Annotated in this window: 8 protein-coding genes; 2 read left to right on the top strand and 6 right to left on the bottom strand. The window is 68.5% G+C overall.

The window, feature by feature from the left end; translation table 11 throughout:
• Positions 1 to 4: 4 nt before the first annotated feature.
• Complete coding sequence (locus J7U37_RS04980; protein WP_056180039.1) at positions 5 to 1,261, bottom strand: MFS transporter; 1,257 nt, start codon at positions 1,259 to 1,261, stop codon at positions 5 to 7.
• Between the two features lie 259 nt (positions 1,262 to 1,520).
• Positions 1,521 to 4,271 (bottom strand): PAS domain S-box protein, encoded by a 2,751-nt coding sequence (locus tag J7U37_RS04985; protein WP_247635006.1) that lies wholly within the window; start codon positions 4,269 to 4,271, stop codon positions 1,521 to 1,523.
• A 1,079-nt stretch (positions 4,272 to 5,350) separates the two neighbouring features.
• Here J7U37_RS04985 and J7U37_RS04990 point away from each other — a divergent pair.
• Positions 5,351 to 6,274 carry a L,D-transpeptidase gene (locus tag J7U37_RS04990; protein ID WP_056179215.1) on the top strand — a complete coding sequence of 308 codons (924 nt, stop codon included), beginning with the start codon at positions 5,351 to 5,353 and terminating at the stop codon, positions 6,272 to 6,274.
• A 126-nt stretch (positions 6,275 to 6,400) separates the two neighbouring features.
• Here J7U37_RS04990 and J7U37_RS04995 read toward each other — a convergent pair whose 3' ends face one another.
• The 3 genes from J7U37_RS04995 to J7U37_RS05005 form a co-directional block, all read right to left on the bottom strand.
• Positions 6,401 to 6,595 (bottom strand): hypothetical protein, encoded by a 195-nt coding sequence (locus J7U37_RS04995; protein WP_056179212.1) that lies wholly within the window; start codon positions 6,593 to 6,595, stop codon positions 6,401 to 6,403.
• Between the two features lie 301 nt (positions 6,596 to 6,896).
• Complete coding sequence (locus J7U37_RS05000) at positions 6,897 to 7,259, bottom strand: DUF6481 family protein (protein WP_280138764.1); 363 nt, start codon at positions 7,257 to 7,259, stop codon at positions 6,897 to 6,899.
• A gap of 133 nt (positions 7,260 to 7,392) precedes the next feature.
• The gene (locus J7U37_RS05005; protein WP_056180031.1) at positions 7,393 to 7,602 is read right to left on the bottom strand and encodes a cold-shock protein; all 210 of its coding nucleotides are present in this window, start codon (positions 7,600 to 7,602) and stop codon (positions 7,393 to 7,395) included.
• Positions 7,603 to 8,138: 536 nt separating this feature from the next.
• Here J7U37_RS05005 and J7U37_RS25275 point away from each other — a divergent pair.
• Positions 8,139 to 9,092 carry an AraC family transcriptional regulator gene (locus tag J7U37_RS25275; protein ID WP_247635007.1) on the top strand — a complete coding sequence of 318 codons (954 nt, stop codon included), beginning with the start codon at positions 8,139 to 8,141 and terminating at the stop codon, positions 9,090 to 9,092.
• A gap of 32 nt (positions 9,093 to 9,124) precedes the next feature.
• Here the strand turns inward: J7U37_RS25275 and J7U37_RS05015 are convergent, their stop codons facing one another.
• Positions 9,125 to 11,755, bottom strand: coding sequence for a bifunctional acetate--CoA ligase family protein/GNAT family N-acetyltransferase (locus J7U37_RS05015; protein ID WP_247635008.1), 2,631 nt, complete (start codon positions 11,753 to 11,755; stop codon positions 9,125 to 9,127).
• Positions 11,756 to 11,813 lie beyond the last annotated feature (58 nt).

Raw genomic sequence — 11,813 nt, forward strand, 5'->3', positions numbered from 1 at the left:
GTCTTCAAGCAGTCACTTGGCCGAAGCGTCCGGCCTCGGCCGGTCCGGAAGCCGCCGGCTCCAGGACCTTGCCGCGCGGGCCGACCCAGGTGCCGACCCACTTGCGCTGCCACACGAGGAGGCAGACCAGCACGACCGCGGCGAAGAGGGCGTAGCCGACGAAGCCGAGGGCGAAAGAGCCGGTATACTGCTTCGACAGGCCCATGACGTTGGGCAGGATCGCGCCACCGAGGGCACCCACCTCGCCGATCATCGAACCGGCCACCGCCGTGTTCGCCGGCCAGCGCAGAGGCACGAGTTGGAACAGGGCGCCGTTGCCAGCCCCGAGCGCGGCGAAGCACAGCATGAACAGGGCCGTGGTCAGCGCCAGCGACGGGGTCGCGGTCAGGAGCAGGAACGACCCGACGGCGGCGATCAGCACGACGGACAGGACCAGGATACCGCCGAGCCGATCGGCGAAGTATCCGCCGGCGACGCGGATGCCGGAGCCCATCAGGGCCGCCAGCATGGTGAGGCGGCCGGCCTCGACCTTGGTGACGGCGAACTGCTCGTAGAAGAAGGTCGGCAAGAAGTTCGACAGTCCGATGAAACCGCCGAAGGTAATGATGTAGATGAGGTTGAAGGCCCAGCCGTCCTTCTGGAACAGGCAGGAGATGTGCTCCTTGAAGGACTGGTGCTCGGCGTCCGGCGGCTCCTTGGCAAAGACAATCATGACGATCAGCGGGATCGCCATCACGCAGCCGGCGAAGCCGTACACGGCCTGCCAGCCATAGGCCTGGGCCAGCGGCGGCGCGAACAGCACGGCCAGCACGGTGCCGGAATTGCCGGCGCCGGCGATGCCCATGGCGAGGCCCTTGTGTTCCTTCGGAAACCAACCCGAGCCGAGGGACAGGGCGACGCCGAACGAGGCCCCAGCGATACCGAGAAGGACGCCCATGGCCAGCACTTCGTCGTAGGTGTCCACGTAGAAGAAGCCGAAGGCCATCGCCAGCATGATGACGCTCATCTCAGTGATGGCGGCGTTCTTGCGCCCGATATACTGGGCGAGGATACCGAGCGGGAAACGCATGATCGCACCGGCCAGGATCGGCAGCGAGATCATGAACCCGGTCTGGGCCGGAGTGAGCTTGTAGGTCTCGGTGATGAACGGGCCCATGGCGCCGTTGAGCACCCAGATGGCGAAGCAGAAATCGAAGTAGAGGAAGGCGGCGAACAGGGTCGGGGGATGACCGGATTTCATCACGGTCTTGAAGCTGGCCATGGAGTGCGTCTCGAGGTTCACGGCCGCCGGGCGACCGCTCATGCCAAGGGATCCGGACTCACGCCGTCCGCATGCGGAGCGCCGTTGCCCCGCGCGTCGCCGATCGGCAACGGGCTCCCAGAAGCACCGAACGTGCCAGGCCAGACGCGAGGGCTTCACGGTCTCCCATCGGTGATCGATCGCCGTCGTGCGATGGCGCGTCAGGCGGCACTGCCCAGGAAATGGGCCTGACGGGGTCGGAAGCCGATGGACGCCGGGATCAGCTGTCGGCCTGGAAGGCCGAGAGTGGCGCCGCGATGGCGCAGGTGACGCCATCGGGTGGGAAGTCCAGCGCGATGGTCCCGCCCACCTGCCCGGCGAGCCCGCGCTCGATGAAGCGCGACCCGAAGCCCTTGCGCGCCGGCTTCGTCACCGGCGGACCGCCGACCTCCGTCCAGGACAGGGCGAGGTGCGGCTCGCCGGCTTCGTCGCGGACCTCCCAGCGGATGGAGACATGCCCGGTCTCCTGCGAGAGCGCCCCGTACTTGGCCGCGTTGGTGGCGAGTTCGTGCAGCATCAGCGCCAGCGAGAGGGCGGGCTTGGCGCCGATCTCGAGATCCGGGCCATCGAGGCGGAAGCGGCCGGCCTGGTCCTCGTGCAGTTTCAGGGCGCCGCGCACCACCGGGCCGATCAGCGTGCTGCCGAGAGCGCCGCCCATCAGGAGGTCATGCGCTTGGCCCAGGGCGATCAGGCGGCCGGCCAGAACTTCCTTGGCGGTATCGACGTCGACCGCCGTCCGCATGGTCTGGGTGGCGATGGACTGCACCATCGCCAGCAGGTTCTTCATGCGGTGGCTGAGTTCACGATTGACGAGTTCCTGCTGCTCCTCGGCGCGGAGGCGGGCCACGGCGGCACGGGTCCGGTCGACGACGTTGCGCACGAAGTCGAGGATGTCCGGGGTCCAGTCGCGCCGCTTCGAATCATGCAGGCAGAACACCGCCACCAGTTGCCCGCGCTCCATCAGGGGCAGGTTGATCACGGTGCGGACGTCGAGGGCGCGGAACCCTTCGGGATAGCCGGCCGTGCGCGGGTCCTGCTCCACATCCGCGATGACCACGTCCCGGCCCTGGCGCAGCTCGGGCAGATAGGAGCCGTAATCGTCGTAGCGATGCCGCCCCACGAGGCTGGCCACCCCCGGCAACGTCCAGTCCCGGATAACGTCGAGATAAACGCCGGACGGATCGAGGGTGCCGTAGGCGGCTCGGGTCAGACCGAGGGTGCGTCCCGCAATCTCGGCGGCCACGAAGGCGATCTCGGCCGGGTCCTGCGATTCGCGCAGGCGCTCGCCCAGTTCGACCAGGGCGGCCTGGCGCTCCTCGGCACGCTTACGCTCGGTGATGTCGACGGAGGCACCGGGGAAGCGCAGCGGCGTTCCGTCGGCGGCCCGCACCAGGCTTCCGCGCGCGATGACCCAGCGATGCGAACCGTCGGGCTGGACGATCCGATATTCGCAGGCGAATTCCCTTGCCCCCGCGAAGAGCCGATCCAGCTCCGCCTGGAACCGGCCCATGTCGTCGGGATGGAAGTTGCGGATGTAGTCCGCCAACGGCGCACCGAGGGCGGCGCGCTCCGGATCGACGGTGTAGATCCGGGCGAAGTTGGCGTCCGCGTAGATGACGTCCTCACGCAGATCCCAGTCCCAGGTCCCGATCATGCCGGAGGCGTTGAGGGCGAGCGCCAGGCGCTCCTCGCTCCGGCTCAGGCGGGCGCCCGCCGCCTTGCGCTCCGTGATGTCGGTCAGGGTCAGCACCGCGCCCTGCACCAGCCCATCCTCGATGATCGGTGCGTTGTTGGTGACGACGTCGATGGGGGTTCCGTCCTGGCGGAAGAACGTGGTCTCGCGTTCGCGCAGGGCCTCCCCGCTCTTCAGCGAGCGCACGACCTCGCAGGTCTCGCGCGGATACGGTCGGCCGTCGGCGTGGTGGTGATGCGCGGTGTCGTGCAGGTTGCGCCCGATCAGACTGCCGTTCGGCCAGCCGAGCATGGCTTCCGCCGCCGGGTTGGCGAAGGTGACGACGTCGTCGCGGGTCAGGCGGATCACGGCCTCGCTGAGATGGTCGGTGACCGTCTGGAGCAGCGTCGTCTGCTTGATCAGGGCGTCCTCGGCCTGCCGCTGGGCGGTGCGGTCGCGCAGGATCTTGAGGTAGCCGATATGGCTGCCATCCTCGTCCTTCAGGGCCATCATCTCGCCCATCGCCCAGAAGCGCGTTCCATCCTTGCGGACGTGCCAGCGCTCGTCGTTGGCCCGTCCGAGCTCGCGCGCGACCCGCATCTCGTGCTCCGCCAGGCCGCGCAGGCGGTCCTCCTCCGCGAAGAAGAGTTCGGCCGGACGCCCCACGATCTCGGCCTCGGTCCAGCCGAGGATGCGCTCGGCGCCGACGTTCCAGCTTGTCACGAGGCCGGTGAGATCGAGGGTGATGATGCCGTAATCGATGGCGCTCTCGATGATCGCCGCGTTGTGCCGGTCGCTCGCGCGGCGCTCCCGCAGCGCGCGCCGCAGGTTCAGCTCGGTCATCACCTGCCCGGCCAGCGTCCGCAGGATGAAGGCTTGCGCCTCGGTGAGTTCCCGCGGCTTCACGTCGAGCACGCAGAGCGTGCCGAGCGCCGTCCCCTCGGGCGCGTGCAGGGGCATGCCGGCGTAGAACCGAACGTGCGGCGTGCCCGTGACCAGGGGGTTGTTCGCCGTGCGCGGGTCCCGGGTGGTGTCCGGGATCACGAAGAGGCCGTCCTGCTGCACGGCGTGGGCGCAGATCGATTCCGCCAGCGTGGTCTCGGCGCGATCGAAGCCGATCCGGGCCTTGAACCATTGCCGATCGGACTCGACCAGCGAAACCAGGGACACCGGCATCTCGAGAAGCATCGAGGCCAGCCTGACGACGTCCTCGAACGCCGCCTCGGGGGCGGTATCGAGGATGCCGTAGCGCGCAAGGGCCGCGGACCTGGTCTCGGGCGCGTCGCCGGTCCTACTCAATCGCCCCTCCGGTCGCGGTCGCACAGACGCGTTGCCGCCCATGACAGACACGGACGATCCGACGAGCGAACGCGTGGCCGCTGCAGCTTTACCTGCGTGCCGCCGATCTTCCTACGTAGAACGACGCGCAGACCGTAAAATTCGCCGAGGCCAATGCCCGAACACCTATATCCGGCAGGGCCGTTCATACGAAATCCGGTCGATCCCTGCGGGGCGGCGTCGAACGACGTTGATTTCGCTTCGATCGCGCCGCGGCGAGCCGCCGTCCTTGTGGTGCGCCACCACCCGCGTGACGGCGCACTGACGGTTCGGCGTGCCGATCATCATGGCCCACGAGGCCCTGGAACGCGACCTGTCCTGCCGTGACCAGATGCGGAGAGGCGAGAGCCATCGTCGAGACATCCCCTTGGCCGAACGTCGTCGCGGCGGCGAGGTCGAGCCTGCGCATGTCCCGATACGGCGCCGCGGCGCTCCAGCCGCCTCAACGGCACACGGTGACGCCGCGGACGATCCAGCCCTCGCCTGCTTGCCACAACTTGCGGCGCGTGCGCTGACAGGCGGCGTTGTCGGGCTCGCTCGACGTCCAGGTGGTCGCCGGGGCTCGCGCGTCGGCCGGCGTCGGCGTCGGCGTGCGGTTCGCCGAAGCCTCCCCCGGTACCAGAGCGACGAGCAGAAACGCCGCGAGCAGCGCTGGACGCGCGCGGAAGGTGTGATGCGGAGGGACCGGCACGGGTCGCGTTCCATGATTTTGAGGGGGGGCCCTTTCGGGTCACTTCCTATGGCGACACGGCCACGCTTTTGACAACCGCTGCCCGCGGCGTCGGACCTGATGACCACGGCTTTTTTGAAGACATGGTGAAAGTCTCCCGCCGGTCGCCGCGTGGAGAGTCTTCACGCGGTTGTTCGAAGAACTCCAGATCGATGCCGAGCCGTGGGCATTGTGCTCGGTTTGCATCGCCGACGACCTTTGGTAGTCACGCAAGGCTGCCCATCCTCAAGGTGACGTGACGCGCGCGTGACGACTTGCTAGGCCCGGCGTCGAGCGAACCATTTTAACGACGACCGCCCGAGCGACCTCCATGTCCCACACGACCCGCCGCACGCTTCTCACCGGGGCGACGACGAGCCTCGCGCTCCTCACACCCGTCGGGTCCGCCCTCGCCCAGAGCCGTGGCCTCTTCGGCGACGGCCTCGACGGCAATGGCCCGTATGACGACGAGCGTCTCTATCGCGACGAGGAGGGACGGCTCTATCGCCGACGGGGCGGCCAGTACGTGCCCTATTCGGATCGCGGCCAGGACCGCACTCTCGACCGGATGGGGGGGCAGCGGGGCCGTGCCGCAGTGGTCGACGATCCGGATGCGGATCTCTACGCCCCGCGCCAGGTTCCGCCGGCCTCGCCGCAACAGGCCGCGCCGGCCAAGCCCGTGGACAATGGCCCGATCGACTACAACCGCGCCTATGCGGCGATCACCGACGAGCCGTTCCCAGTCTACGCCTTCAACTGGCGCAAAACGAACCCCTCGTTCCTGCGCCAGGAGATCGCCTATACGGGCCCCGAAACGCCCGGCACCATCGTGGTCGACCCGCGGGCGCACCACCTTATCCTGGTGCAGCCGAACGGCCGGGCGCGTCGCTACGGCGTTGGCGTCGGCAAGCAGGGCTTTTCGTGGTCCGGGGCCTCGACGGTGAACTCGAAGCAGATGTGGCCGGACTGGTATCCCCCGAAGGAGATGATCGCGCGCACGCCGAAGCTCGCCAAGTCGGTGTCACAGCTCCAGAGCGGCCTCGGCGTGCCGGGCGGCGCGCACAACCCGCTCGGGGCTCGGGCGCATTATCTCTGGCAGGGCAACAAGGACACGCTCTATCGCATCCACGGTACGCTGGAGCCGGATTCGATCGGCAAGAGCGTGTCGTCGGGCTGCATCCGCATGATCAATCAGGACGTGATCGACCTGTACGGCCGCGTCGAGATCGGCAGCCGCGTGGTGGTGCTGACCTGACGCGGTGGGAAGTCTGTTCCACGGAAACCGGGACAGCGGAAGCTGTCCCGGTGGTCATCCCGTCGATGCTGCAGAGTCCCGGAGACGCCTCCCCAACCGGGGAACAGTCGCCGGGCGGAACAGGCGTCAGACCTCGGTGATCTCGCCTTCGCGGACGGCGCGCTCGCTCGCCCCGGACTTGATCCGGTAGAATGGCTCGCCGGTCTGGTCCTCGGGCACCAGACGGACGATCTCGAAGATGTCGGACACGTCGGTCTTGGGGGAGGCGTAGCCGATCTGGGCCCGGCGCACGCGCTGGCCGAGTTTGAACTTGTGGGACATGGCGCGGATCTCCTCGATCGCGGCTCGGCGGACAGAGGTCACGCCGAAGGGGGTGCGCCGGCTTCGGCGGACCCGGTGATGCGGACCGGTCCAGGAGGACAGATCATTGCCGGCAGGTTCGGGGCGAACCCGCCGTCGACCGCGAGATCGATCTCACGGTCGGACGATTTTCGGCGACGCGCTGAAATCGGCGACGCGCCGTGGCCTTTCTCAAGAGCCTTGGCCCTAGCAACGACACTTCGCCTTATCGAAATGCCTTGGCCTTATCGAAATGCCTTGGCCTTAGCGAAAAGCCTTGTCTTCAGCGACGAGCCTTGGCCTTGCGGGCTGCATAACGGGCATCGCGCTGCGCCTTCTGCTCGAGGCGGGCTGCTGCGGCCTGGGCGACCTTCTCCTCGGCAGCAAGGATCTCTTCCGCAGCGAGACGCTCCCGCTCTGCCTCGGCTTCGGCGGCGCGCTGGGCCTCGGCCTCGATGCGGGCCTGCTCGCGGGCCGCGACGCGGACCTCCCGCTCCCGGGCGATCTGGGCTCGCTCCGCCTTGCGGGCGACCACGGCCGGATCATCCGCAGGCGGACGATCGCGGAAGCGGGCCAGCGCTGCGGCGCGGGCTTCCGTCGCGGCCTTGAGGCGATCGGTCATCGAGTTCGGGTTGAATTGGCTCACACAGGATCCTGTTATGCGGGAGGCCGCGCTGGGCGCGCTCCCCTCGGAAAGGGTCTTAGAACACAAGCGAGCCGCCTCCCATGCGGGAGGCGGCTCTCGAAACAGGTCGGGCTCCGCGTGGGGCCCGCCTTATTCAGACGGTCTGGAGGCTACCGGCGGACTGCTTGCCGCTGCGCTTATCGGTTTCCATCTCGTAGGAGATCTTCTGGCCTTCGGCGAGGCCACGAAGGCCAGCGCGCTCGACAGCCGAGATGTGCACGAACACGTCGCTTCCGCCGTTATCCGGCTGAATGAAACCGAAACCCTTTGTTTCGTTGAACCACTTAACAGTACCGACAGCCATCGTATTCCTTCGCCCTTGCGGGCTTATCTTCCGGAGATCCACGCGATCATGCGCGGCCGTCTCCATCACCAATCCGACGCCCAATAAGGGTAAGCCCGGTTCCGCTTCGAAACCGCGCCGCAGAAGTCCTGCCGTTGGGTTGATGGCGGTTTTGTACGCGCTTAGGCGACAATTAGCAAATCGAAAGTCAAATGATGTGCCGGGCGCGGTCGATCTGGATGCGCTGTTTTGCGGATTATCGCGATCTTTTCCCCGACTGATCTGGCCTGTCGCATCGGCTGGGGCCGAATCGTTGCCGCCGTCGCGGCACCGGTGGAAAGGCCGTGCGTTCCCATTCGTCCGGTCTCTCCGGGACGCCCCTCGAGGAGGCCGCTCCGGGACGCCGTTTTGAGGAATCACCTATCTTGCTGGGAGGGAACTGAACGGCGAATCCGCTATTGTTGTCGTCAGCGCCAAGCCTCGCAGTGGTGAACGCCGCCTTGCACGCATTGTCCCCGGACCATCAGGCCAAAGACGGTCTCTTTCCGTTGCGGCGCGTGCATTTCTCCAGCCGCGATTATCCGCCGGACGAAGCCGCTCACGTCTATCAGGTCATGTTCGCCAGTTCGGCCCTGGTCACACCGCTGGTGGCTCCATTCCAGGTGGAGATTACGAGCTTCTGGACTGAACACCTGCGTTTCCATTTCATGGATGGGGTGCCCTTCGTCTTTCACCGTCCGGCGCAGAAGCTTGGCTATGACGGTCTCGACGTCATCGTGTTCCAGCACATCGAGACCGGTGACATCATCGGCAATTTCGACGGGCGCGAAGTCCGCGCCGGCACGGGGTCGGTCTATGTCATCGATTTCTCGCGACCGACGATCATCCGCGATGCCCAGGGCATTCCCCGGCAGCGACGCAACTTCGTCAGCATGCCGCGCCCCTTCGCAAAACGATGGTTCGGCCGGCTGGATCAGCTGCACGGCCTGGTGATCCCACCCGAGATCGCCGCGCCCTACACGGCGCAACTGCTGCGCCTCCGCGAGCGCCTGCCGAATCGCGATGCCCTCGATGCCGAGACCCTCGGGCACACTGCGACCCTGATGGCCCAGGCCATCACCGGCGCCCTCGGGCACGGGACGTCGCATGCCGATCCGGCCCGGTCGTTCCGCAAGGCCTGCCTGTACATCGAGGCATCCCTGGCCGATCCCAATCTCAGCGCCACCGATGTGGCGCGCAGCATCGGCGCGTCGCGTTCACGCCTGTTCGCCATGTTCCAGCCGGTGGGCGGGGTCGAATCCTACATCCGTTCGGCCCGCCTCGCGCAGGTCAAGGCGGCTCTCAGCGCGCCGGCTCAGCCGCATCCCATCGCCCGGCTCGCCGAGGAGGCCGGGTTTCGCAGCGCCGCCCAGATGAGCCGCCTGTTCCGGCAGCATTACGGAATGACGCCGTCGCAATTCAGCGCCAGCGCCGACCCGGGCGGCGTGCGCCGGATCTCGGAACGGGCCTGATCGGAGGCCAGATCGCGCAAGCCTGAGACGCCCTACAGGGCCAGCGAGACCTTGACCACGCCGGCATCCTCCCTGTCGGGCCGCGTGGTGAACCCGAGCTGCCTGCACACCGCGAGCATCGGCCGATTCTCCCGCAGAACCGTTCCCTCGACCCGGGACAATCCCTCGATGCGAGCCCAGTCGATCATCAGGCTCATCAGGGCATGGCCGAGGCCCGTGCCCTTGCGATCCCCGTGGATCAGGATGGCGTATTCGCCACTCTCGTGATTGGCGTCGGCATGAAGCCGCACGGCGCCGAGCATCGCCCCGGTGGCGTCATCGATGGCCACGAAGGCGATGGCGCGGGCGTAGTCGAGCTGGGTGAGCTTGGCCAGGAAGGCGTGGTTGAAGTCGCGCACCGGGGCGAAGAAGCGCAGGCGCAGATCCTCGGCACTAACCGATTGGAAGAAGGCGAGGAACAGCGCCTCGTCTTCGGGTCGAACCGGCCGCACCCGGATGGTCTCGCCCTTCAGGTGCAGCACGCGCTCCCACTCGACCGGGTAGGGCCGGATCGCGAAGCGCGGATGATAGGTGCCCCGCGCGCGGCGGCCCGTCGGAGCCTCGGGCGCCACCATCACGCGAGCATCGAGAGCCAGGGCGCCGGTCTCGTCGGCCAGGAGCGGGTTGATGTCGAGTTCGCGGACCTCCGGGCAATCGGCGGCCATCTGCGCGAGCTTGACCAGCACCAGGGCCACCGCGTGGCGGTCCACCGCCGGGACGTCGCGATAAGCGGCGAGGCGCCGGGCGACGCGGGTGCGGTCGATCAATTCGGAGGCGAGCCGCAGGTCGAGGGGCGGCAGGCCGAGGGCCCGGTCGTCGATGACCTCCACCGCCGTGCCGCCGCGCCCGAACACCACCACCGGCCCGAAGGTCGGATCTTCGGCGAGGCCTGCGATCAGCTCCCGCTGCTTGCCGCGCCGGATCATCGGCTGAACCGCGAAGCCGGTGATCCGTGCGTCCGGCGCCAGCCGCCGGGCCCGCGCCAGGATATCGGCGGCCGCCGTGCGCACATCGGCCTCGCTGGTGAGATCGAGGCGGACGCCGCCCACGTCGGACTTGTGCACGATGTCGGGCGAGACGACCTTCAGCGCGACGGCGCCGCCCGCCGCGATGATGCTCCAGGCTGCGGTCGCGGCGGCATCGATGTCGGGCGCCAGCGTCAGGGGCACGCTGTCGATGCGGTAGGCCGCCAGCAGGTCGGCGACCGCCACGGGATCGAGCCAGGTCTGGCCCTGGGCCACGGCGCGGGCGACGATGGCGCGGGCCGCCTCGACATCCGGCGAGAAGTCGCGCGGCAGTGAATCCGGCGTGCGCATCAGGTCATCCTGCGCCTCGCGGTAGCGGACGAGGTGCAGGAACCCCTCGACGGCGGCATCGTCGGTGGAAAAGCGCGGGATGCCGGCCGCCGCGAGCCGGCTCGCGGCTTCGGCCTCCTCGCCGATCGTCACGGCGAAGACGGGCTTCCGGCGCGCCCCGCTGCGACGGACCCGACTCACCGTCTCGGCGATGGCCGTCGCCACCGCGGTGCCGTCGGAGCGCGCCGTCGGCACGTGGACCGCCAGCACCGCGTCGTTGTCGGGGTCGGTCAGCAACGGCGCCAGGGCATCCGCATAGGCCTCCGGTCCCGCCGCGACGCCGAGATCCACCGGATTGCCTAGGCGTCCCGCCGCAGCCAGGATGCCGCCCCGGTCGGCGAGCCGGTCGGCGGCCAGGGCACCGATACCCCGCCCATTGCCGACGATCGCCAAGCGGTGGCCGGGGAAGGGCCGCTGCCGCCCAAGAGTTTCCACCGCGGAGAACATCGCGTCGAGGCCATCGACCGAGAGCAGGCCCGCCCGTCGAAACGCCGCCTCGTAGACCGTATCGGGCCGGGCGAGCGCGCCGGTATGCGTCGTCGCGTGGCGCGGCGGCGCCCGGTGGCGGCCCGCGCGCAGGACGACCACGGGCTTGGCCCGCGCTGCGGCCCGCGCCGCGGACATGAACTTGCGCGCGTCCACTACCCCATCGAGGGAAAGCAGGATCGCACGGGTGCGGATGTCGGCGGCGAAGTAATCGAGGCAGTCGGCCACGTCGATATCGCAGGCCAAGCCGAGGGACATCACGGCGGAGAAGCCGACGTCACGCCGCGCCGCCCACTCGACGATGCCGGCCGCGACCGTGCCCGATTGCGAGACCAGGGCGAGGTCCCCCGCCTTCGGTGCGCGCGACAGCAGGCTCGCATCCAACCGGGCGCCGGGAACCGAGAGACCGATGCTGCCCGGACCGAGCAGGCGCAGGCCGTGCCGGCGGGCTTCCGTCCTGGCCGTCTCGCAGAGATCGGCGCCGACATCCGGCGTCACGATGACGGCGGCCGCCGCGCCCCGCCGGCCGGCATCCGCGATGTGCTCGGGAATCGAACCGGCGGGGGTCGCCAGGATGACGAGATCGGGGGCGTCCGGCAGGTCGGCGAACGATGGAAATGCGCCGGACGCCGCATCGGAGCCGATCCGGAGAATCGAGCCGAGGAACTGCGCGCGCAGGAGATTCGCCAGGACCGCCTCGGCCAAGCCGTCGGGCCCATCCTCCAGGCCCGCAAGGGCGATCGCACGGGGCGCGACCAGAGCCTCGAAGCGGTAGGTACTCATCGGCCGAACTGCCTCTGCTCGGGGAATCGGACGGCTATTCTCGCGTCGCTCCGAAACC

The sequence above is a fragment of the Methylobacterium sp. 37f genome (assembly GCF_023093475.1).
In the GTDB taxonomy this organism is placed as follows: domain Bacteria; phylum Pseudomonadota; class Alphaproteobacteria; order Rhizobiales; family Beijerinckiaceae; genus Methylobacterium.

Bases quoted from the DNA above. Each gene is read 5' to 3' on its own strand.
- J7U37_RS04980 (WP_056180039.1), bottom strand. From the start codon at position 1,261: ATGGCCAGCTTCAAGACCGTGATGAAATCCGGTCATCCCCCGACCCTG.
- J7U37_RS04990 (WP_056179215.1), top strand. From the start codon at position 5,351: ATGTCCCACACGACCCGCCGCACGCTTCTCACCGGGGCGACGACGAGC.
- J7U37_RS04995 (WP_056179212.1), bottom strand. From the start codon at position 6,595: ATGTCCCACAAGTTCAAACTCGGCCAGCGCGTGCGCCGGGCCCAGATC.
- J7U37_RS05005 (WP_056180031.1), bottom strand. From the start codon at position 7,602: ATGGCTGTCGGTACTGTTAAGTGGTTCAACGAAACAAAGGGTTTCGGT.
- J7U37_RS05015 (WP_247635008.1), bottom strand. From the start codon at position 11,755: ATGAGTACCTACCGCTTCGAGGCTCTGGTCGCGCCCCGTGCGATCGCC.